The 22,437-nt window shown below is 69.1% G+C and carries 13 protein-coding genes and 1 tRNA gene; 2 read left to right on the forward strand and 12 right to left on the reverse strand.

Translation table 11 applies throughout. The features are described 5' to 3' along the window. Positions 1–49: 49 nt before the first annotated feature. The 7 genes from ACWIGI_RS34150 to ACWIGI_RS34180 form a co-directional block, all read right to left on the reverse strand. The gene (locus ACWIGI_RS34150) at positions 50–3,361 is read right to left on the reverse strand and encodes a DUF4132 domain-containing protein (RefSeq protein ID WP_454207402.1); all 3,312 of its coding nucleotides are present in this window, start codon (positions 3,359–3,361) and stop codon (positions 50–52) included. Beyond that, on the reverse strand, positions 3,358–6,675 hold the full coding sequence (locus tag ACWIGI_RS34155) for a DUF4132 domain-containing protein (RefSeq protein WP_454207404.1): 3,318 nt from the start codon (positions 6,673–6,675) through the stop codon (positions 3,358–3,360). The genes ACWIGI_RS34150 and ACWIGI_RS34155 overlap by 4 nt, the downstream gene beginning before the upstream one ends. 171 nt (positions 6,676–6,846) lie before the next feature. After that, positions 6,847–8,307, reverse strand: a complete 1,461-nt coding sequence (locus ACWIGI_RS34160) for an APC family permease (protein WP_454207486.1) — start codon at positions 8,305–8,307, stop codon at positions 6,847–6,849. 53 nt (positions 8,308–8,360) lie between these two features. Next, a complete protein-coding gene (locus ACWIGI_RS34165) occupies positions 8,361–9,431 on the reverse strand; it encodes a Glu/Leu/Phe/Val family dehydrogenase (protein ID WP_454207488.1) in 1,071 nt (356 codons plus the stop codon). A 410-nt stretch (positions 9,432–9,841) separates the two neighbouring features. Next, on the reverse strand, positions 9,842–13,315 hold the full coding sequence (locus ACWIGI_RS34170; protein ID WP_454207406.1) for an indolepyruvate ferredoxin oxidoreductase family protein: 3,474 nt from the start codon (positions 13,313–13,315) through the stop codon (positions 9,842–9,844). Positions 13,316–13,515: 200 nt separating this feature from the next. Next, positions 13,516–14,001 carry an Lrp/AsnC family transcriptional regulator gene (locus ACWIGI_RS34175; protein WP_454207408.1) on the reverse strand — a complete coding sequence of 162 codons (486 nt, stop codon included), beginning with the start codon at positions 13,999–14,001 and terminating at the stop codon, positions 13,516–13,518. A gap of 33 nt (positions 14,002–14,034) precedes the next feature. Continuing rightward, entirely contained in the window at positions 14,035–14,955 is a 921-nt protein-coding gene (locus tag ACWIGI_RS34180; RefSeq protein WP_454207409.1) for a LysR family transcriptional regulator, read from the reverse strand. Between the two features lie 163 nt (positions 14,956–15,118). Between ACWIGI_RS34180 and fdxA the strand changes: the two genes are divergently transcribed. After that, a complete protein-coding gene (gene fdxA / locus ACWIGI_RS34185; RefSeq protein ID WP_454207411.1) occupies positions 15,119–15,454 on the forward strand; it encodes a ferredoxin in 336 nt (111 codons plus the stop codon). A 43-nt stretch (positions 15,455–15,497) separates the two neighbouring features. On the opposite strand, the gene ACWIGI_RS34190 is transcribed toward fdxA, so the two are convergent. The 3 genes from ACWIGI_RS34190 to orn all read right to left on the reverse strand — a co-directional run bounded on the left by ACWIGI_RS34190 (position 15,498) and on the right by orn (position 17,876). Further along, the gene (locus tag ACWIGI_RS34190) at positions 15,498–17,036 is read right to left on the reverse strand and encodes a DUF6301 family protein (protein ID WP_454207413.1); all 1,539 of its coding nucleotides are present in this window, start codon (positions 17,034–17,036) and stop codon (positions 15,498–15,500) included. An 80-nt stretch (positions 17,037–17,116) separates the two neighbouring features. Beyond that, positions 17,117–17,189, reverse strand: a tRNA-His gene (locus ACWIGI_RS34195). A gap of 54 nt (positions 17,190–17,243) precedes the next feature. Continuing rightward, complete coding sequence (gene orn / locus ACWIGI_RS34200; protein WP_454207414.1) at positions 17,244–17,876, reverse strand: oligoribonuclease; 633 nt, start codon at positions 17,874–17,876, stop codon at positions 17,244–17,246. Positions 17,877–18,055: 179 nt separating this feature from the next. Between orn and ACWIGI_RS34205 the strand changes: the two genes are divergently transcribed. Further along, the gene (locus ACWIGI_RS34205) at positions 18,056–19,792 is read left to right on the forward strand and encodes a helicase HerA-like domain-containing protein (RefSeq protein ID WP_454207416.1); all 1,737 of its coding nucleotides are present in this window, start codon (positions 18,056–18,058) and stop codon (positions 19,790–19,792) included. A gap of 60 nt (positions 19,793–19,852) precedes the next feature. Here the strand turns inward: ACWIGI_RS34205 and lysA are convergent, their stop codons facing one another. Together lysA and cmrA are read right to left on the reverse strand one after the other, a co-directional pair. Continuing rightward, on the reverse strand, positions 19,853–21,193 hold the full coding sequence (lysA, locus tag ACWIGI_RS34210; RefSeq protein WP_454207418.1) for a diaminopimelate decarboxylase: 1,341 nt from the start codon (positions 21,191–21,193) through the stop codon (positions 19,853–19,855). Positions 21,194–21,435: 242 nt separating this feature from the next. After that, positions 21,436–22,230, reverse strand: a complete 795-nt coding sequence (gene cmrA / locus ACWIGI_RS34215) for a mycolate reductase (RefSeq protein ID WP_454207420.1) — start codon at positions 22,228–22,230, stop codon at positions 21,436–21,438. Positions 22,231–22,437: the final 207 nt, after the last annotated feature.

The following is a 22,437-nucleotide window of genomic DNA, read 5'->3' on the forward strand; positions in this document are numbered from 1 at the left end:
GTGATCGGAGCTTGCGGGCGGCGAGCCCCCTCCCGGCCGAGTGGAATCCTCAGCGCGCCGCGGGGGCGGCGCGCAGGTGCGCGAAGCGTTCCAGACGGCGCAGGAATTCGGTCAGCGCAATCGGGGTCAGGCTGAGGTCGGCGAAGGTCCCGTGGTCGAGGTCGATGGCGACTATGCGGTGACCGCTGGCATTCTGGTCGAAATGACCGGAGCCCGAATCGAATCGGATTCGCAGGATGTGCGTCGGGTCGAGCTGGGTCCAGATGCCGTCGGTGAGATTCCAGGCAAAGTCGTAGTCCTTGCTCAGGCCGTAGATGTTGCCCGTGGTGACGGTGCGATCGACGAAGCGGGCTAGCTGGTTCGAGGCAGCATCCTCCGGTGTGAGAACCGGAGCGGCGCGGTCGATCTGCTCGAAGGGCTGCAGGAGTTCGTAGTCGTGGAACACCTCTCGCCATCGGCCCAGGGAGTTCGGAAGGTGGAGTGGGTGCGCGACGCCGATCAAGGTGTCCGGGGGCAGGTCGAACAGGGTGTCGGTGGCGTCGGCGCGTGTGCGGTCCTCCTCGATCCGGAAGGATCCGGTGGGCGCACCGTCCGGGCCGAAGGTCGCCCACACGACGCGGCGCGCCAGCGGGCGCAGCACCGGATGGTCGAGGAAGAGCTCCCGGTGGGTCCGCGGGGTCCAGCGGCGGCCGGTGACCATAGCCCGCTCCAGGCGCTGAATCTGTTCTTTCGTATAGGTTTTCAGGTCGGCCTTGAAGGTGCGGAAGGCTTGATGCGCCGCCGGTCCCGCGACCGGATCGTCGGAGGCGGCGGGCGCGGGAGCGGTGGCCCGCGGGGTGCCGTTCAGGGTGACCGTGGGCTGTAGGGCCGCGTCGATACCGATCACGAATTGCCTTGGCCCGTAATCCAGGACGCGGGTGCCGTCCGCGTCCAAGCCCAGGTCGGGGAGCAGGTATTCGGCGAAGGCGTCGGGATCGACGCCCCGGGCCGCGCTGACGGCAGCAAGCACCTGGGTGGCCTCGCTCCGGAGCCATTCGGATGTCGGCTTCCGGGTCATACGTTCCACCAGCCGCAGTGTGGTTCTCGTGCCGAACGCGGTGAGGACCGCCAGTCCGGAAGTCGCTCTGGTGTAGGCGGATCTGCCCGGCCAGGTTCCGATGACCGCGGCCAGCCGGGACATGGTCGCCTCGGTGCCCACGAGCCGGAGCACGTGCAGGACCCACGCATCCTTACCGGGATATCCGGCCGCTTCCCAGGATTCGAAGACAGCCCACGCGAAGTCGGCCACGTCGTCGGGGTCGAGTACCGCGAGGGCGGTGGGCAGGCCGGGATAGTGCTCATCCGGGGTGGTCAGCAGGCACATGGTCAGCAGATGCCGTGTCGCCGCGAGCGGTAGCACCGCCGTGGCGCTGCGTGTTCGGATGCGCGGCAACAGCTCCGGTGCCAGCCATGTCGGCGGCTTCCGCACCGGCACCCCCAGCAGCCGCAGTGGATCAGCCGGAAGCACTATCGAAATCGCTGCCACGGCAGCGGATCCCAGCTCGGCCGCCGCCGCGTCGATTTCCGGTCGATGCCCGAGTGCGACGAGTTCGCGCAGCGTCGCCTCGGCGAGCGAGCGATCCTTGCCCACCGGACCCAGCGCGACCGCCACCACGTCGATCGCGGCCGTCCCCGCATGCCGCTCGAACCAGGGGAGTGCACGGTCCCGGGTGGCTTTCGCCCCGCACCAACGCAACATGATGAGCGCGATCTCGGTGCCGTCCAACGGACCCAGGATCTCGGCGTGCAGATCCGGATCGGTGCGCGCGGCCGCCACCGCAAAACCCACGGCCGCTATGTCGTACCTGGCGAGCAGTCGCAGCAGCGGAGAGTGGGCGGGTTCGAAGCCCCAGGAGTACAGCGTGCCCGGCTCGACGGTTCGCAGCGCGTCCAGGGCGTACTCGGCCGGCGCGGCATCGAGGAGTGCGGCGTGCGCTCCCGCCGCGATGGCCTCACGCAATTGACTGTCCCAGGACAGTTCCGGGTCGTAGGGGTAGTCCAACCGGGCCGGTTCGCACCATTGCTCGCGTTCCCCGGGCGCCCACCGCAGGACGACAGGGCGGTGCGGCGCGGCCAGCGGGATCAGATGCGGGTAGGGACGCTCGGTCGGCCAGGGCGGCGCGGTGAGCAGTTCGGGAAGATCCCGAGGATCGGCATCCGGTAGCACCGGCTCGGTCTCCGATACCGGCGAGAACTCCGCCGCGAGTTCAGGATGTGCAAGCGCATGAAGCTGGAACACCTTGCGCAGCACCGCATCCTCGGTCTCCGCCAACCGTGCGGACAGCAACCGCATCGCACGGCGTGGATACCGCTTGCCCGCCTTGCTCAGTGCCGCCGCGACGGGTTTGAGGTCGCTGCGGTCGAGCAATGCGAGATAGGCGTCATCGGTGGGCAATTCGGCCAGGAGGCCGGCTGCCGCTCGAATAGTGGGCATCCAGTCCGTGCTCATTGTCCGAAATCCGGCTATCACGAGCGGAACTGCCGCGATCCCCACCTGTGTGAGCAGGTTGTACTCGACCTTGTCGTCGATATCGTTCGGCTGCAACAGTTCGAGCTGCTCCGGGCTGATCAACGCGGAGGCGAGCAGCCTGTGCGGCGACGGTGCACCCCGCTGAGCGGGCGTCGTCAGATCGGCGTTCACCCAATCCTGCTGTTCGGGAAGCAGGTACGAGGTCGACACGCGAATCGTCACGGTCCCGGGCGCCGCGCGCAGTTTCGCCAGCCGCGCCACAACGTCCCGGTACTCCCGCTCCGGCGCTTCGGCCAGGCGAGCCCGCACCGGCAGCGCCAACCGCCGAAATGCCCACGGGCTGCCCTCACCGGCGGGCATGGGGCGCAACGGATAGTGGTGGCAGCGCTTCTGGGTGTCGAAGCCGCGCTGCGGATCGAGCTCATTGCAGAGCACCGCGGCTTCGGCTGCGAACCCATACCCGCGCAACAGGATCCAGCTATCCAGGAAACTGTCGAGAATGCCCTCCGCGAGGTGTTCGGCGTGGACGAGCGGAGACGTACACCCGCAGCTGTGGTAATCCTCGGCCACCAGTGACCAGATCGCCGCGGCGCCGAGCGGGGACCCGGTTCCGGCCGCCTCCAGATACCCTTCCGCCGCATCGGCGATCCCGCCATGTCCTTGTTCCCGTGTCAGCCGCAGTGATCGCTCGATCTGCGGCCGGTACACCTCGAGAACCGGCTGTACCGCGGAAGCGGCATTCGGGTCGATCGCCCGCGGCGCGGGATCGTTCACACCCCGGAACGGAGCCGCTTTCGTCCGCCAGCTCTTCGGCACGAGCCAGCGTTCTTCCTTGCCCGGCGATGTCGTCACGAGCGGGCTCCGGTGAGGCGCTCCAGGCGGCGCAGGAGTTCGGCGGCCGCGATGGGGTCCAGGTCGCCGAACTTCCCCTTCCCGACTTCGAGGAAGAGGATCGTGTGCTCGGCGGCCTCGAGATCGAGGAGGGTATTGCCGGAGTCGAGCGCCAGGGCGACGAGGTCGGGGCCTATTCGCTTCACGATGCAGTCCTGCTCGTAGACGCTCCAGCCCTCGTTCGCCACCATGTCCATCAATTTGGCGGTGGGGACCGTGATGTCCGCGAAGCGGGAATTCACGCTCTCCGCCGCCTCCTCGGGCGTGAAAGCCGGCGTGGATCTGTGGAGTTGCTCGAACGGCTGGAGCAATTCGTAGTCGGCGAACAAGGCGCGCCAGCGGTCGCGATCAGCACCGAGATGAAGTGGATGCGCGACACCGACCAGCGTGTCCGGTCCGACCTCGATGCGGGCGTCGCTGACATCGGCGAGTGTCAGGTCCTCGGCTATCCGGAAGGATCCGGTGATCGCGCCGTCGGGGGCGAACGTGGCCCAGACGACGCGTCGCCCCAACTGACGTAACACGGGATGATCCGCGAAATGCCGGTGGTGCGCGTCGGACCGCCAGCGCCGCCCGCGCAGCATGTCGTGTTCGAACCGGCGAATTCGCTCGCTGGTGATGAGTTGCAGATCCTCGGTGAAGGTGCGAAATGCCCGGCGGGCCGTCCGGGCCAGCTCCGGATCGTCGGTGGGAGCCGGTTTCGGTAGCTCGGAAAGGTGGCGACCGCTGGAAGTGACGGTCGGCCGCATCCGCCTATCGATTCCGATGGTGAATTGCCGCGGGCCGTAGTCCAGCGCTCGGGTGCCACTGTCGTCGAGGTCCAGGCGGGGTACCAATTGTTCGGGGAATTCGCCGGGGGTCAGCCCCCGGGCTCGGAGCACTTCGTACAGTTGGCGTTCCGCCTCGGCACGAAGCCATCGCGAGGGGGATTCGCGCGCGATGGTTTCCACTCGGGCGAGGGCGCTTGCGGTGCCCATCGTCGCCAACGCGGCGATGCCCGCGGTGGCTCTGCCATGCGCCGAGCTCCCCGCCCAGCTCTCGATGCGTGCGACGAGTCGGTCGGCGATCCTGTCGGTGCCCAGCAGGCCCAAGGCGTGCAGCGCCCACACGTCTTTGCCGGGATGCCCTTCCCGGCACCAGGATTCGAAGATCTCCCAGGCGAACTCCGCCAGCGAGTTCTGGTTCAGCACGGCCCGCACCCGTGCTACGCCGGGATACGGATCGGCCGGCGTGGACATCATGAGCATGGTGATCAGATAGCCTGCCGCGAACTCCGGGAGGGCATGCTCCTCGTAGCGGAGGCGAATCTGAGGTAGCAGCTCTGGAAAGAGCCACCGCGGAACGGATCGAGTCGGCGCGGACCTGAGCAGCTCCGGATCGCCCTCCAGGAGAGCGCACATCGCGCTCTCGGCGGCAACACCGAGGTGGGCGGCGGCCGCGTCGATGGCGGCACGATGGCCGCGCGCGGTGAGATCCAGCACCGCGTTCTCGGCGAGAGTGCGGTCGGCGCCCGCCGGACCCAGCGCCACCGCGATGAGATCGGTCGCGGCGGTGCCGATATGCCGGTCGAACCATTCGAAGGTGATCGCCCGCAGTGTGTGTGACGCGTGCCAGCGCAGCATGGCCAGGGTGACGGCGGTGCCGTCGACCGGGAACAGAGCGCGTGCCAGGGCGGCCGGGCGCGCTGTCGCCGCGGCGAGCACGAAGCCGACCGCCTCGGCGCCGAATCGTCCGAGCAGCATGGTCAGTGGCCGCGTCGGCGCGGTTCCCCGCCAGGCGGTCAGGGCACCGGGTCGTATGGTTCGAAGCCCGTGCAGCGCTTCCGCATCGGGCGCGTCGGCGAGCAGATGCGCTGTGTGGCCCGGCAGTGTGGCACGCAGCTGGTCGTCGAACGGCAGAGTGCGGTGGTATCCGTAGGCGGCTTCCGCGCCATGGTATTCCCGCCAGCGTTCTTTCTCCCCGGGTCGCCAGGCCGGTGCCGCCCGCCGGTGCTCGATCGTGTCGAAAAGCGCTGTGGGCCTTTTTCTCCGCCGCGTCCACGGGGGTGAGATCAGGAGTTCGGGCAGTGTGTCGGGCTGCGCCCACGGCAGGTGGTGTCGCAATGCCACCAGGTGGTGGGTGTCGGGATGTGCGTAGTCGGCCACCAGTTCGCGGTGTTCGACCGCGTGCTTGCGGAACATGCGGATCAGCGCGACATCGTCGGATTCGGCCACCTGAGCCGAGAGCAATCGCATCGCCCGGCGTGGATAGCGGCGATTCGCGGCCGGAAGGGCAGCCGCGACCTGCTTCAGTTCTCGGCGATCCAGCAGGGCCTGATATGCCTCGTCGGTAGGGAATTCGACGAGCAGCTGTGCGACTTCGCGCAGGACTTCGGTGGCGACGACGCTGGTTTGCTGGAACTGGCGCACGATCAGCGTGGTGGCGGGGACGCCGAGTCGGATCAGCAGGGCGAAGAAGTCACCGTCCAGGCGATCGATGTGCTCCGTTCCGCAGGTGAGTCGGAAGGCAAGCTGATCCGTCGTGCTCAGCGCGGACAGCAGAAACCGAACAGCCTTGCCGCCCTTCGGCAATGGGAAAGTGAGGTCCGCGTCCACCCAATCCTGGCGCTCGGGAAAAAGGTACGAGGTCGCGAGCCGCATGGCGAAGCTGCCGGGGTTCGTGCGCAGAGGTTCGGCCCGGGCCATCGCCGCTCGGTACTCGTCCTCCGGTGCGGTCGCCAATCGTGTGCGCAGCGGGAGACCGAGTTGCCGGAAGGTCCACGGTACCTCGTACCCCGAGGGCATCGGACCCAGTGGAAAAGCGCCACGGGGGAATTCGGACGGAAGCCCCCGCGGCAGCTCGTCCATGACGGTGCAGCACAGCGCGGCCTCGGTCGCGAAGGCGTAACCGTGCGTGTGAATCCAGCCATCGAGGATGTCGCCGAGCATCCTTGCCCGATGGGCGTGGTGGGTGTCGGTCCTGTGGCAACCGCAACTCACGGTGTCGTTCTGCAACAGGGTCCAGACAGCTGCTGCGCCGAGCGGTTCCGCGAGTGTGCCGGCGGCGTTCAGATATGCCGACCCGGCCTCGGCGATTCGGGTGTTCCCCTGCGCGCGCGTCTCGTTCAGGGACAGTTCGAGCTGGGGGCGATAGAGATCGAGGATCCGCTGCGATTCTTCGACGGCATGCGGATTCGGGATGTGCGGTGGCGGGTCGTTCAGTCCACGAACCGGGGTCGCTCGGGCCCGCCACTCCTCGGGAATGACCCACAGATCCTCGTCATCGTGCGTGTTCACGCGCAGCCTCTCCACTTGCACTCCCCACCCGCGACCGGGCCTCCCGATGATCTTGCCCGCAGTGCCCGACATCGGCGACACCCGATCCGGTGGCGCGGTCGGTCCGGCGGAACGCCAACGGCCCCGGTCCATTCGGAGCGGGGCCGACGCGGCGGGGCCGACGCGGGGGTGTCAGCGCGCGGGTACCTCTTCCCGTGCGGGTTGCTTGCGCAGCACCGAATGTTTGCGGCCGTAGGCGACGTAGACGAGCATGCCCAGGGCCATCCAGATCACGAAGCGCAGCCAGGTCTCGATCGAGAGGTTGAGCATCAGCCAGAGGCAGGCCACGGCCGCGAGGATCGGGATCAGGGGGACCAGGGGGACGCGGAAGCCGCGTTTCAGGTCGGGGCGGGTGCGGCGCAGGATCGGCACGCCCACCGCGACCATGACGAAGGCGACCAGGGTGCCGATGTTCACCATTTCCTCGAGGGTGCCGAAGTCCACGAAACCGGCCAGCAGGGCGCAGACCACGCCTACCAGGACGGTCAGGCGGACGGGGGTGCCGTGGTCGCCGGTGCGGGCCAGTGAGCGGGGGAGCAGGCCGTCGCGGGACATGGCGAACAGGATCCGGGTCTGGCCCAGGTACATGACCATGACAACGGTCGACAGGCCCGCGATCGCGCCGACGGAGATGATGTTCTTCACCCAGGTGTCGCCGTGGATGGCGAAAGCCGTTGCCAGGGTGGCGTCCTCGCCCTGCAGTTCGGTGTAGGACACCATGCCGGTGAGGATCAGCGAGACCGCGACGTACAGGACCGTCACGATGGCGAGCGAGCCGAACAGGCCGCGTGGGACGTCGCGCTGCGGGTTCCTGGTCTCCTCGGCCGTGGTGGCGACCACGTCGAAGCCGACGAAGGCGAAGAACACCAGGCTCGCCGCGGACAGCAGGCCGAACCAGCCGAACGAGGTGCCGCCGGAGCCGGTGAGCCAGGCGAACAGCGACTGGCGCACGCCCTCGGCGTGCTCGGAGGGCTGCGACGGCGGAATGTACGGCGAGAGGTTGGACGCCTTGAAGTAGGTCGCGCCGACCACCAGCACGAGCGCGATGACGCCCAGCTTGATGGCCACCGCCACCGCCGAAACCCGCGAGGAGAGTTTGGTTCCCGTCGCCAGCAGCGTGCCGACCACCACGATGATCGTCACCGCACCCCAGTCGAACCGCAGCGATCCGAGCTCGATCGACACCTGGTGCCCGAGCAACTCGCCCAGATACTGCGACCACCCCTTGGCCACGACCGACACCGCCAGCGCGAACTCGAGGATGAGATCCCAGCCGATGATCCAGGCGATCACCTCGCCGAAGGTGGCGTACGCGTAGGTGTACGCGCTGCCCGCCACCGGCACCGTCGACGCGAACTCCGCGTAGCACAGCGCCGTCAGCCCGCAGGCGATCGCCGCGAAGACGAAGGCCAGCGACACCGAGGGCCCGGCAACGGAACCCGCCGTCCGCGCGGTGAGGGTGAAGATGCCCGCGCCGATGACCACGGCCACACCGAAAATGGTGAGATCGCGGGCCGTCAGGTCCTTGCGGAGCTTGGAATCCGGGTCGTCGGTGTCCCGGATCGACTGTTCAACGGATTTGGTGCGGAACATGCCGCTGGTGATCGCCACGTACTGTCTCCTCCTCGAAACTTCCGGCGCCGCGGTCAGTTCGCCCGCGGAATGGCGTCCAGGCGGCGCTCGGCGAATCGGTTCGCCGCCGCCCCCGCGCCGATGCCCTCGCCGCGCGCGACGGTGATGATGTCGCGACAGCGGTCGTAGATGCGGGCCACATCCGATTCCACGTCCGCCGCTGTGGCCGAACGCAATTCGCCCTCGACCTGGATCAGCCCGCCGGCGTTGGCGACGAAATCGGGAACCCAGGTGATGCCGCGCTCGCCGAGGGCGTGTTCCACCACCGGGTGCGCGAGCTGGTTGTTGGCCGCGCCGCACACGAGTTTCGCCTCGAGTGCCGCCACGCTGTCCTCGGTGAGCGTGCCGCCGAGCGCGCAGGGCGCGTAGACGTCCACCGGCGCGGTGCGCACCGTGCTCAACAGTCGCACCGCGGGATTCGCTCGTGAAATCCTCTGTAGTGCAGCCTCGTTCACGTCGCTGACGCACACCTCCGCGCCGTCGGCGAGCAGCAGCGCGACGAGCTCGCCGCCGACCTTGCCCGCGCCTTCCACGCCCACGGTGCGCCCGGTCAGGGACGGTGTGCCCCACACCGCCTCGGCCCCGGCCCGCATGGAGTGGAAGACCCCGAGCGCGGTGAGACGGGCGCTGTCGCCGGAGCCGCCGGCGGCGACGCTGCGACCGGTCACGTGCGCGGTGTGACGGCCGATGACATCGAGGTCGCCGGTGTCGGTGCCGACGTCGCCCGCGGTGATGTACCGGCCGCCTAGGGTATCCACGAAGCGCGCGTACGCCGCCAGCAGCGCTTCGGTTTTCACGCGCGCGGGATCGCCGATGATGACGGCCTTGCCGCCGCCGAGATTCACCCCGGCCGCCGCGGCCTTGTAGGTCATACCCCAGGACAGGCGCAGCACGTCCTGCAGCGCGGCGGACTCGTTCGCGTACGGGTAGAACCGGGTGCCGCCGAGCGCGGGACCCAGTGCGGTGGAGTGAATGGCGATGATCGCCTTCAAACCGGTCCGGTCGTCCTCGCAGAACACCACCTGCTCGTGGCTGCGCGGGCTCAGCTCGTGTGAGCGAGCGAAAACCCCTGCGTCGGTGTGCATTGCGGTCACGGGTGCTTCCTTTCTGGATGCCCTGCCCGGTGCGGCCGGGTGGGCCGCCGGGGCGGGGCGCTGGTCGCCGCTGTTTCACGGCGGGAGGCCGGGAGTCGGCCGGGTGATGGTCTCGGTTCGCCGGGCCTCGCGTGTCGGGTGGCCTGGACGGGCGGTGTCGCATCGTCGGTTCAGGCCGAAGCGTGCGGGGCGTGGTTCTCGTCTTTCATTGCGGTACTTGCTGTTTCGTGCAAGACGAGCAAGTCCACGCAGAGGTCTGGGCCGCCGTGTCGGTGGAGTCGCGGCGGTCGGAATCGATTCGGGCCGGGATGGTGGTTCGGAGAACGTGATCGGTCGTCCCGATCACCCGGTCGCCCCTCATGCGACCGGGTGACCCGGACCTCGGACGTGCCTGAGCCGGATCAGTAGTCGATGCCGAGCTCCCGCAGTCCCGAGTGGTAGAGCTCGACGGTGCCGAGCTTGATGTCCTCGTAGCCGCGCACGAGATCGGGTAGTCCGGCGGCCCGGACAGCCGTGTCGTAACCCGCGGTGTCGAGCTCGGCGGCGAGCCGCCGCACCATCCCGGTGTAGTGGGCCAGCAACTCCCGCTCCACCTTTCGCACGTGCGCGTACCCGAAGGGATCCAGCCGGGTGCCGCGCAGCACCTTGCCCTTGGCGAGAACCTTCAGCGCCACATGTGATTTCGGCCCGAGCCCGATCTTCTTCTTGCGCCCGAGCGCGCGCAGGACCGGCGGATGCAGTTTGTAGGTGAGCTTCTCACCACCGGGCACCTGCGCCCGGACCTCGGCCAGGAAGGCCGGATCCACCAGCAGGCGCGCCACCTCGTACTCGTCCTTGTACGCGGTGAACTTGAACAGTCCCCGCGCCACGGCCGCGCTGAAGTCGGTGCGGTCGGTGATCGCGCGCTCGGCCGACCACGCGAGCCGCACCGTATCGAGGTACCGGCGCGCGACCCTGACGTTCTGGTAGGCGACCAGCTCGCCGGCCCGGCGCTCGACGAGTTCGCGTACCTCACCCTCGAAGGGGTTGTCCGCCAGGAGATCCGCGGGAAGCGCGGGCACGCGGGCCGGCGTTCGCACCGCGTCGACCGCCGCCGCGAAGGCCGCCGGATCCGCGATCGCCACCCGCCCCCAGCGGAAGGCCGCGATGTTCGCCGGCACCGCGACGCCGTTGATGCCGATCGCCTCCTCGATCGCCGCCGCGGGCAGCCGCAGCCCGCCGGTCTGCACGGCCGCGCCGACCATGAGGAAGTTCGCCGCCGCGGTGGTGCCGAACAGCCGTTCGGCGGCCGCGAGCGCGTCGAAGTGATGCAGCGAACGGGACACGGTCGCAAGGCGATCCAGCAGATCGGCGACCGGCGGATGCGCGACGGACCGGTCGTACACCATGTCCCCGGTCGGCGTCTCGCTCGTCGACGCCACGGTTATGGTGCCCGCCGGATTGCCGTACTGCAGGTAGCGGTGATCGGCGGCGGTCAGCAGGTCGATGGCCAGCACGCAGTCGGCGCTGCCGGGCGTGAGCCGATTCGACGGTTCGAGCGCGGTCGTGGAGAAACGCAGATGTGAGACCACGGGACCGGCCTTCTGGCTCAGTCCGATCTGATCCAGGCTCTCCACCTCGTACCCGGCGCGCAGCGCGGCCGTGGCCAGCACCTGATTGACGGTCACGATGCCGGTGCCGCCGATGCCCGCCAGCAGCACGTTCTGCGTGCCGACCGGTGCGCCGAACGCGAGATCGGCCACGGCCGGCGGTTCGGCGGTTGTACGCCCGGAACCCTTGCGGCCCTTCTTGTCCGGGGACACCTCGACGGTGACGAAGGACGGGCAGTCACCGTCCAGGCAGCTGTAGTCGGTGTTGCAGGAGGTCTGATCGATCCGGGTCTTGCGGCCGAACTCCGTCTCGACCGGTTGCACCGACAGGCAATTGGACTTGGTGCCGCAGTCGCCGCAGCCCTCGCACACCGCCTGATTGATCACCACGCGGGTGTTCCGGGTGGGCAGGGTGCCGCGCTTGCGCTGACGGCGGGCATCGGCGGCGCAGTGCTGGTCGTAGATGATGACGGTGACGCCCTCGACCTCGCGCAGCAGCCGCTGCGCCTCGTCGAGCCGGTCGCGGTGCCACAGCAGCGTGCCCGGGGCCAGCGCACGCCGCCTGTGCCGCTTGGGATCATCGGCGCAGATGATGATGCGGCGCACGCCCTCGGTGGTGAGCTTGTGCGTCAGGCCCGCGACGGTGAGCCCGCCCTCCACGTCCTGCGCGCCGGTCATGGCGACGACTTCGTTCCACAGCACCTTGTAGGTGATGTTCACCCCCGCCGCCACGCACGCCTGCACCGCCAGCTGCCCGGAGTGGAAGAACGTGCCGTCGCCGATGTTCTGGAACAGGTGCGGGACATCGGTGAACGGGGCCTGCCCGATCCACTGGCTGCCCTCGCCGCCCATCTGGGTGAGCCCGGTGACCGCGCTGTCGGCGCGCCCGGACATGGTGACCAGGGTGTGGCAGCCGATACCGCCGCCGCCGATCGAGCCCTCGGGCAGCGCGGTGGAACGATTGTGCGGGCAGCCGCTGCAGAAGTAGGGGGTGCGCTTGGCCGAGAGCACTTCCAGCGAGAGTGCCGGGGGAGCGGCCTTTTTCAGCTCGACGCGATCGCGCAGCACCCGGCGCATCGGCCCGAGTAGTCGCCCGGGGGTGAGTTCGCCGTCGGAGGGCATGAGCGCCGCGCCGCGCTCGTCCAGCTTGCCGATGATGCGCGGCGGTGCGACCGTGCCGTAGAGGATCTCGCGCATCTGGGTTTCGATGAAGGCGGTCTTGTCCTCCACCACCACGATCTGCTCCAGCCCCCAGGCGAATTCGGTGACCTGCTGTGCGCCCAGGGGATACGGCATGCCGATGCGCAGCAGGCGAATGCCCGCGCGGTGCAGGGCGGCCTCGTCGACGCCCAGGTCGAGCAGGGCCTGTCGCACAGCGTCGAAAGTGGTTCCGGTGGCCGCTATTCCTAGACGCGCCGTGGGCGGGTCGACCTCGATCACGTCCAGGTTGTTCGCGGCCCCGAAGGCGCGCACCACATCCCAGCGCGGGCCGTACAGATCGGCCTCGGCGAGCACGCTGTCGGTCGGTGCCGCCATGGGTCGCTGCCGGTAGCGGAAAGGCTTGCCCTCCCAGTGGACTTCGGGCACCGTCACCGCGAGGTCGGCGACCGAGCCGTCCACGGTCCACGCGCCGTCCGCCACATCGGCGACGATCTTGAGCGCGACCACGCAGCCCGAGGCGCGGGAGAGAGCCACGCCCCGCATACCCATGGTGATGATCTCTTCGGCGTTGCGCGGGAACAGCACCGGCACGCCCATGGCGGCCAGGGACCGTTCGCTGACCGCGGGCACCGTCGAGGATTTCGAGGCCGGGTCGTCGCCGACCAGCAGCAGCACCCCGCCGCGGGCGTTGACCCCGTACATGTTCGCGTGCCGGATCGCGTCGGTGGCGCGGTCCACGCCCGGGCCCTTGCCGTACCAGACCCCGACGACCCCGTCGTGGGTCGGATTGCCGGCGGGTAGGTCGGCCTGGCTGCCCCAGACCGCGGTGGCGGCCAGTTCCTCGTTGAAGCCGGGCACGAAGGTGATGTCGTGTTCGGTGAGCACGGTCGGCATGCCCAGCAGCATCTTGTCGACCCCGCCGAGCGGGCTGCCCTGATAGCCGGAGACGAAGGTCGCGACCCGGTGCCCGGCGCGCATGTCGCGCACGTGCTGTTCGACCAGCAGTCTGGCGATGGCCTGAACGCCGGTGAGCAGGACCGGGCCGGAGCCCGAGCGGTAGCGGTCGGCCAACTCGTACGGCGCGGTGGTCCGCGGTAGCGAGGACGGGCAGGCAACGCTGGTCATGAACTACTCACCACTCTTCCCACAGCCCAGGTCGTGAGCTGCGAACGAAGGGACGTAAAGCAATCGGTGCAGCGAAACTTGCCGGGATGGGGTGAGGGTGTCAACAGTCGGTCGAAAAACTGATCAGACTGCTCAAAAGTGATCTGCGGCACTCGCGAGCGGGCAGCATTCTGCTCGAGCGCGAAGAGATCCGCATCACATCAGGGCGTGCCGGGATTTCGGGTCAAATGCTCGACCAGCGGCAGGCAGCGATATTCGATCGGCGTGGCCAGGGCGAGCATCGTCTCGGTGTGTTTGACGCCGGCGATGGTGTGGACCTGCTGCATGATCGCCAGCAGATCCTGCTGCGACCGGGCCGCTATGCGCACGAGCAGATCGGCGCGGCCGGTGGTGGCGTGCACTTCCAGGACGTTCGGAAACGCGCGCAGCGCTTCGACAATGGCGTCCATCTTGTTCTGATCGAGTTCCACGCCGACATAGGCGTGCACCGCGAAACCCAGGGCCTGCAGATCCACGTTCGGCGGATAGCCGCGCACCGCGCCGGCCGATTCCAGGCGTTTCATCCGGGCCTGCACGGTATTGCGGGCGACCCCCAGCCGGGACGCCAATTCCAGGATCGGCGTTCGCGGGTCGCGCGCCAATTCCGCCAGTAGCGCGGAATCCAATGCGTCGATCTTGATGGTCATGCCGCATTCTGGCACAGCGATTCCGGTGCGAAATCAGGCTGCGCCGGGCGGTCGTTCGAATTGTTCGGCGATGCGCACGAGCAGGTCGGCGGGGTCCGCGGGCGGGGCCTGGCGGCGCCAGACGGCCCGGAACTTGCGGGTCAGGGCGGCGTCGGCGACGGGGACGGCCACGAGTGCGCCGGAGCGCAGGTCGGGTTCGGCGATCAGGCCGCTCAGGATGGCCGGGGCGAGTCCGCCGCGCGCGGTCGCCAGGATCGCGGCGGCCGAGCCCAATTCGGCTGCGGGGCGGGCGGGTTCGGCGGTGGCGGCCAGGATCTCCCACACCGTGTCGCGGGTGCCGGAGCCGGGTTCGCGCCACAGCAGGGCGGTGCGGGCCAGCTCTGGCACGGTCACCGCGGTGCGCCGCGCCCACGGGTGCCCGGGCGCGACCACGACCACCAGGTCGTCGCCGCCCAGGACCCGGCTGACCAGCTCGACCGGCGGATGCGGCCCTTCGACGAATCCGATGTCCGCGTGCGCGTCCCGCACCCAGTCCTGAACCTGCCGCGAGTTGCCCACCTCGAGGGCCACCGCCACCTCCGGGCGCGCGGCGCGCAGCGCGGTGAGCCACTGGGACATGCGATGGTCGGCAATGGTTTTCGAGGCGGCGATGCGCAGGCTCGGCTGATCGGCGGTCCGGAGCCCGGCGACGCCGTCGGCGAAGGTGTGGGCCGCCGCCAGCAGCGGCCGCGCGTAGCCGACGACCGCCCGCCCGGGTTCGGTGAGCGTGGAACCGGTGGGTCCGCGCTCGAGCAGTCGCAGGCGTAGCCGGCGTTCCAGCGCGGTGATCCGCATGCTCGCGGCGGGCTGGGTGATGCCGTGCCGGCGCGCGGCGGCGCCGAGACTGCCGAGTTCGGCGACCGAGGCGAGCAGATCCAGCACCTCGAGGTCGGGCGTTCCCGGGGGCAGGGTCATAAGCGTCGATTATGCGTGCCCGCGCCCGCTCCGGCCCCATAAGCCGCCCTTATGAGGTGCGCACCGTTCGCCGTCTACCGCAGGGCCCCCGTCCCCGCGATGGTTGAACCGTGCCCCCGCACCTTCTCGACCCGGCGGGCACCTATCTCCAGGGAGGCTTGCAATGACTTTCGTCATCGGCGCGGATTGCGTGGATGTGCTCGACCGCGCCTGCGTGGAGGAATGCCCGATCGACTGCATCTATGTCGGCGGCCGCATGGCCTACATCCAGCCCGACGAGTGCATCGACTGCAACGCCTGCGAACCCGCCTGCCCCGTCGAGGCGATCTACTACGAGGACGACATGCCGCCCGGCCAGGAAGATTTCGTGACCGAGAACGCCCGGTTCTTCACCGACGTCCTCCCGGGCCGGACCGAGCCCGTCGGTTCTCCCGGCGGCGCCGCGAGAGTCGGTGCGGTGGGTGCGGATACGGAGTTCGTCACCGCGTACCGGCCGTGAGCGCGGGCACCGGTGGTGGATCCGGCGGGGCTCGACGCGTCCTTCAGGTCCAGGGCCACGCGGCGCCGGGATCCGCCGCCGAGGTGTGCAACCGCAGCGTCGCAGGCGAGCAGTCCTCCCCGGCCGTCCGCAGTGCCCAGATCGCCGACCGGGCCAGGTCCAGGTAGTCCCGGAACAGCGCCGGCGCGTCCAGTCGCCTGTGCCAGTTCGGTCGGGCGCGGTTCGGCGCCGTCCATCCTCGGTCTTCGACCAGGTGGTTCCGGGTGCTTTCGCTGAATCTCCATCTCGTCGCCGTGGGCGTGGCTCCGAGCGTCAGCTCCAATCCCTCGGGGCCTCCGGTGACGGTGGCGAACCGTCCCCCGCCGGCCTCGATCCGGACGCCGGAACCGCCCGCGTGCACGGCGGCCACAACCACGGCGAAATCCGCCGTGAGCTGCTCCCATATGGCGGCTCGGACGCGGGACACGACCCGTTCGGCCGAGTCCGCGAGGCCCTGTTCGCGCTCGGCCGGACCGGAGATCTGCAGCAGGATCGAGTCGTAGTTGTGGTTCGGGCCGGCCACGAAACCCGGGAATTCCCAGCACAGGTCGGAGCCGGATCCCAGGCTGCCGTGCAGCGGGTCGCCCAGCTCGTCGCGAAATCCGGTCAGGGCCGCGCACATGGCCAGCTCCAGCGCTGTCACCAGGTGGGCATAACCCTCGTCCTCGAGGTCGATGTCACTGAAATCATCGCTGATCATGATGTCGAGGGAGGTCAGGGCTTCGCCGTCGAGCCAGAATATGGCTTTCGGATCGTTCACCTCGAACCCGGTGGCGGCGTAGATCATGTCTCCGTGCGCGGCGTCGTCTTCCAGCTCCCATCCGGCGTGGGCGGCGAAGCGTTCCACGTCCACGCGGGTCCAGGTCCAGTCGAACGCCGAGGCGGTGTGGGTGATCGCGAGCGCTCCGGACAGATCCAGGTCGACGTAACTCTTCCACCGGCGATCCGAGTTCGGCTCGAATCGTGTTCTGTTGAAGTCGTTTTCGGGTGATGGGCGACCCGGGTGGGGGCGCGTTCGATCGTCGGAGAGGTGAAGGGAGTCGATACCCGCGGCGGTGGCGCGCCGCCGCTGTGTCCAAAACCTCTGCCAGGCCGGATTCACCAGCACCAGCTCGACGCGGTCCGCGGCGGAGATTCCGATGCTGACCTCGCCTCGCTCCCACACCGACCCCTCGGCGGTGCCGATGTGGCCGTCCACCGGGTCGCCGAGCAACGAGGTGAGCGCTGTCACGGCTGCGCCGGCCGCCGAGGTGCGCAGTCGCTCGCTGTCGGCAGGATCACCGGCCGGGGCGTCGGACACGGCGATGTGGATCTGGCAGAGGTCGCCGGCGTGGTGCCAGAAGACGGCATCGGGCGCCCAGATCGACAGGGAAGTCCGCGTGCTCGGCGCGTCCGCCGCGCCACGCGAATCCGGTGGTGCCCAGCCCACGGTCCGGGCGAAGCGCTCGACGTCCGCGCGCGTCCAAGCCCACTCGAACGATAAAGCAGCCCCGGCGATCTCGATCGCGCCCTGAACATCCACCCGCAACGGAATAGGCAACACGATCGGGACAGTAGTGGGCGGCGCCGACACCGCGGAAAACGACGAAGGCCCCGATCCGGAGATCGGGGCCTTCGTGCTCGGGTGACCGACGGGACTCGAACCCGCGACAGCCAGGATCACAACCTGGTGCTCTACCAACTGAACTACGGTCACCATCGCCGGTTGTTTCCGGCGCGATAGATCGTAGCGCGACCCGGCGCCGAGAACCTAATCGGCTGGTTGGGTCGTATTTTCGGTCTGCTTTTCGGCATTCAGTTCGGCGGCGACGGCGGCGATCTCCGCCGTTGACGGGCCGGGGGCGGGGACGAACGCGGTCCGGCGGTAGTAGCGGAGCTCCTTGATGGACTCCTTGATGTCGGCCAGGGCGCGGTGCGACAGGCCCTTCTCCGGCTGACCGAAGTAGATGCGCGGGTACCAGCGGCGGGCCAGCTCCTTGATCGAGCTGACGTCGATCATCCGGTAGTGCAGGTGCGCGTCCAGGGTGGGCATGTCGCGAGCCAGGAAACCGCGATCGGTGGCAATGGAATTGCCGGCCAGCGGCACGGTCCGCGGGGTCGGCACGTACTGCTTGATGTAGTCCATGATCTGCTGCTCGGCCTCGGCCAGGGTGACCGTGGAGCGCCGGACCTCGTCGGTGAGCCCGGAGCGCGCGTGCATCTCCACCACCACCGGCGGCATGGCCGCGAGCGCGGCGTCGTCGGCGTGGATCACGATGTCCACACCCTCGCCGAGGATATTGAGGTCACTGTCGGTCACGAGCGCGGCGACCTCGATCAGCTTGTCGCTGTCCAGGCGTAGGCCGGTCATCTCGCAATCTATCCACACCACTTTGTCTGACACCTGGGAAAGGGTAGTCGTTTCGCCTTCCCCGACCCCCGCGCCCGGCCGCGTCGGCCCACTCTTGCCGTTCGACCGGGCATTATCTTTGCCAGCGCGCCGCGAGAACCAGGCGGTCGGCATGTTGGTTGGGCAGTTCGTCGGAGCAGTCGCAGTTGGCAGAGCAGACGGAGGGAAGCGCGATGACCACCCCGCAGGAGAAGGCAGCGGCGGCACGAAAGGCCGCCGAGGACGCGGCGCGGCTCGCTGCGGAAGCGGCGGCGGCCGCCGAGGCCGCCGAACAGGAGGCCGCGGCACAGGAAGCGGCCGACAAAGCCGCGGCCGAGCCGGCGCAGGAGTCGAAGACCGGCGCGGGCAAGGCTGCCGCCGCCGACGCGACCCCCGCCGACGCCGACACCGCCGCCGCGCAGAGCATCGCGGCGGGCTACGCCTTCGAGGGCCTGGCCCTCGAACTCGGCACCGTCATCGTGAACGGGACCGTGCACCCCGACGCGCGGGTGCGCATCCCCATGAAAACCATGAACCGGCACGGCCTTATCGCGGGCGCGACCGGCACCGGTAAGACCAAGACCGTGCAGGGCATCGCCGAACAGCTCTCCGCCGCCGGGGTTCCGGTGGTGGTGGCCGACATCAAAGGCGACCTCTCGGGATTGGCGCAGCCGGGACAGGAGAACGACAAGATCCGCACGCGCGCACAGGAAACCGGGGATCCGGACTGGAAGCCGACGGGCTTCCCGTGCGAGTTCGTCTCCCTCGGCACCGACGGCATCGGGGTGCCGATCCGTGCCACGATCACCTCCTTCGGCCCGATCCTGCTGTCAAAGGTGCTCGGGCTCAACGAGACCCAGGAATCCACGCTCGGGCTGATCTTCCACTGGTCGGATCAGAACGGCTTCCCGCTGCTCGATCTGAAGGACCTGCGCGCGGTCATCACGTTCCTGACCAGTCCCGAGGGCAAGGAGGAGCTCAAGGGCATCGGCGGCGTCTCGGCGACCACAGCCGGCGTCATCCTGCGCGCGCTGGTCAACCTCGAGGCCGACGGCGGCGACACCTTCTTCGGTGAGCCGGAACTGGATCCGGCGGACCTGCTGCGGGTGGCCGGCGGGCAGGGCGTGATCACCCTGTTCGAACTCGGCGCGCAGGCCGCGCGCCCGCAGATGTTCTCGACCTTCCTCATGTGGGTGCTCGCCGATCTGTTCCAGACGTTGCCGGAGATCGGTGACATGGACAAACCCAAGCTGGTCTTCATCTTCGACGAGGCGCACCTGCTGTTCACCGGGGCGTCCAAGGCGTTCCTGCAGCAGGTCGAGCAGACGGTCAAACTCGTTCGTTCCAAGGGCGTCGGCGTCTTCTTCTGCACCCAGCTGCCCACCGATATCCCCAATCCGGTGCTCTCGCAATTGGGTGCGCGCATCCAGCACGCGCTGCGCGCCTTCACCCCCGAGGACCAGGCGGCGCTGTCCAAGACCGTGCGCACCTATCCCAAGACCGCGGTCTACGACCTCGAAAAGTCGCTCACCTCTTTGGGTATCGGCGAGGCCGTGGTCACGGTGCTGTCGGAGAAGGGCGCCCCGACCCCGGTGGCGTGGGCGCGCATGCAGCCGCCGCGCTCGCTCATGGACACCATCGGTGACGACGGAATCCGTTCCCGCGCACAGCAGTCCACGCTGTACGGCAAGTACGGGCAGACCATCGACCGGGATTCGGCCTACGAGATCCTGGCCGAGAAGCTCGCGGCCGCCGCCGCTGCGGCTCCGGAAGCGCCCCCTGCGCGCGGCCGGGCCAAGGCGGAGCCGATCGACGAATCCATGGCGGAGAAGATCGTGAACAACACCGCGTTCAAGAACTTCCTGCGCTCGGCGGCCACGGTCGCCGGCCGGGAGATCAGCCGGAGCATCTTCGGCACCCGCAAGCGCTGACGCGTTCGCCGGATTCGGTTGCGGCCCGTGCCGCAACCGATTCGAGCGCGCCGCACCCGCTCATCCCACGTCGCGGGCGAGCAGATCCTCGATGGTCTCGCGCCGCACCAGCTCCCGGCTCTGCCCGTCGCCGACCGCGACGATCGGCGGGCGGCCGACGCCGTTGTAGGACGAGGCCAGGCTGTGGTGATAGGCACCGGTGCAGGGCATGGCCAGCACCTCGCCCGGGCGCAGGTCCGCGGGCAGCCGGATGCCGGTGGCCAGGATGTCCCCGGCCTCGCAGTAGCGCCCGGCGATGGTCGCGGTCATCTGCTCCCCGGTCGGGTGGCGGTTGGCCACGACCGCCTCGTAGTGCGCGCCGTACAGCGCGACGCGCGGGTTGTCGCTCATGCCGCCGTCCACGGTCACGAAGGTGCGGCCGTCGATGTGCTTGACGGACAGCACGCGGTACAGCGTCACCCCGGCGCGCGCGACGATGGCTCGGCCCGGCTCGAGCGCGATCTTCGGGCGCGGGAAGCCGTGCCGGGCGCAGGCCGCGTCCAGGCCGTCGTCGATGACGTCCGCCAGTTCGGCCAGGTTCATCTCGGCGTCGCCGCTGCGGTACGCGACCGCGTGCCCGCCGCCGAGGTCGAGATCGCCGAGGGTGATGCCGAAGGCGGCCTGGATGCGGGCCATCTCGCCGACCATGCGGCGCACGGCCTCGCCGTAGTGGAAGGGATCGTAGATCTGCGAGCCGATGTGGCAGTGCAGGCCGATCAGATCCAGATTGGGCTGGCGCAGAATGCGTTCCACCGCCTCGGCGACCAGATCGCTGCCGATGGGGAACCCGAACTTCTGGTCGGTGACACCGGTGCGCACCGCCGGATGACCGTGCACGTCGATGGCGGGGGAGATGCGCAGCAGCACCTGCTGCGGGCGGGTGGCCAGCGCGGCCAGCAGCGGGATCTCGGTGAGCGAGTCGATCACGATCCGGCCGACGCCGCAGTTGACGGCGGTCTCCAGTTCCGCGAAGGGTTTGCCGTTGCCGTGCAACACGATTCGGCGCGGATCGGTCCAGGAGGCCAGGGCGGTGGTGAGTTCGCCCGCCGAGCACACGTCCAGGGATAGGCCCTCATCGCCTATCCACTCCGCGACCGCTCGGGTGAGCAGGGCCTTGCCCGCGTAGATGATCTCGGCGTCCGGGAATGCCCGGCGGTAGGCGCGGCAGCGTTCGCGCACCTCGCCCTCGTCGAGCACATAGGTGGGGGTGCCGTACTGATCGGCGATATCGGCCAGGGCCACCCCGCCGACGGTGATGCGACCGTCGGGGTCGTAGTGCGTTTCGCGCGGCCACACCGCCGGATCCAGGCGGGGCAGCATGCCTCCCGACCGCAGCGACGGGAAGATGTCGAGCAGCGTCACGGTGTCTCCTGTGTCGTCCCCGTCGTTCGGTGGGCGGGGCCGACTCCAGGACTACGCCGCTACACATGGTCGTGGACGAGTCGCTACGCCGCCTTGACGGGCGCGAACCCGATCTTGACGGAAATCGGTCGGGGAGCCGCCGGGACGGAAGGCACGGGCGCGTGCGCCGACACGGGAACGGCCCGATCCCGCCGGGCTGACCGCCTGCGAGATCGGGCCGTTCGGCGTCGTACGAGGCCGGACTAGCCGCCGAGCTTCTTGTACGCGGCGCCCGCGACCACGGAGGTGATCGCGCGCGGCCCGAACTGCCCGGCCAGGCTCATGCCCTTGCTGATCAGGCCCGGGACCACGCGCATCTTGTTCCGCGCGAGGGCGTCGATGGTGATCTTGGCGGTGTGCGCGGCGGTGACCCAGATGAATTCAGGGATCTTGCTGCCGACCTCGTCCTGATCCGGGTTGTCGGTGCGCACCGGGCCGGGAGCCAGCAGCGTGACGTGCACGCCGTACTCCTTCATCTCCCCGCGCAGCGACTCGGCGAAGGTGTTGGTGAAGGCCTTGGAGGCGGCGTAGGTGGCGTTGTTCGGGATCGGCATGTTGCCCGCCGCCGAGCCGGTGACCAGGATGCCGCCGCTGCGCCGCTCGATCATGTTCGGCAGCACCGCCAGGGTCAGGTCCTGCACGGCGACGGCGTTGAGCTCCATGATGTCGCGCTCGTAGTCCAGGTCCAGCTTGGCCAGCGGGCCGAAGGTCGCCACACCGGCGTTGTTGCACAGAATCGCGATGTCGCGGCTCGCGAGCTCCTTGGCCAGCGGCGCGCGCTGCTCCCGGTTGGACAGGTCGACCGCCCGCACCTCGGCGACGATCCCGTACTTCTTGGTCAGCTTCTCCGCCAGCGCGGTCAGCAGTTCCTCCCGCCGCGCCACGAGAATCAGCGAGTACCCGCGCGAGGCGAGCTCTTCGGCGAGGGCGACCCCGATCCCGGAGGACGACCCGGTGACGACGGCACGATTTTCAGCGGTAGGCGCAGGCAAGCTCACGAGGGCGAAGCCTACCCATAGATACTCCCCACGCGGAGAGGGAGTGCGAAGCGAATTCGCCCCGTGCGCGGCGGACGGTCGCACCAGCGCACCGCTGCGGGCACGAGCTGACCCTGGCTGTCCGGCGACCCGCAGCGCACCCGGCCGCTGCGACCGGGCCGTAACCGCGCGAGCCCCCGCCGAAATCGGCGGGGGCTCGACGAGTCG

The organism is Nocardia sp. NPDC055321 (genome assembly GCF_053645575.1).

What these genes read in the sequence shown, in the direction of transcription:
- ACWIGI_RS34180 (WP_454207409.1), bottom strand. Translation starts at nt 14,955, where the DNA reads ATGACCCTGCCCCCGGGAACGCCCGACCTCGAGGTGCTGGATCTGCTC.
- ACWIGI_RS34175 (WP_454207408.1), bottom strand. Translation starts at nt 14,001, where the DNA reads ATGACCATCAAGATCGACGCATTGGATTCCGCGCTACTGGCGGAATTG.
- fdxA (WP_454207411.1), top strand. Translation starts at nt 15,119, where the DNA reads ATGACTTTCGTCATCGGCGCGGATTGCGTGGATGTGCTCGACCGCGCC.
- ACWIGI_RS34170 (WP_454207406.1), bottom strand. Translation starts at nt 13,315, where the DNA reads ATGACCAGCGTTGCCTGCCCGTCCTCGCTACCGCGGACCACCGCGCCG.
- ACWIGI_RS34165 (WP_454207488.1), bottom strand. Translation starts at nt 9,431, where the DNA reads ATGCACACCGACGCAGGGGTTTTCGCTCGCTCACACGAGCTGAGCCCG.
- ACWIGI_RS34160 (WP_454207486.1), bottom strand. Translation starts at nt 8,307, where the DNA reads ATGTTCCGCACCAAATCCGTTGAACAGTCGATCCGGGACACCGACGAC.
- ACWIGI_RS34205 (WP_454207416.1), top strand. Translation starts at nt 18,056, where the DNA reads ATGACCACCCCGCAGGAGAAGGCAGCGGCGGCACGAAAGGCCGCCGAG.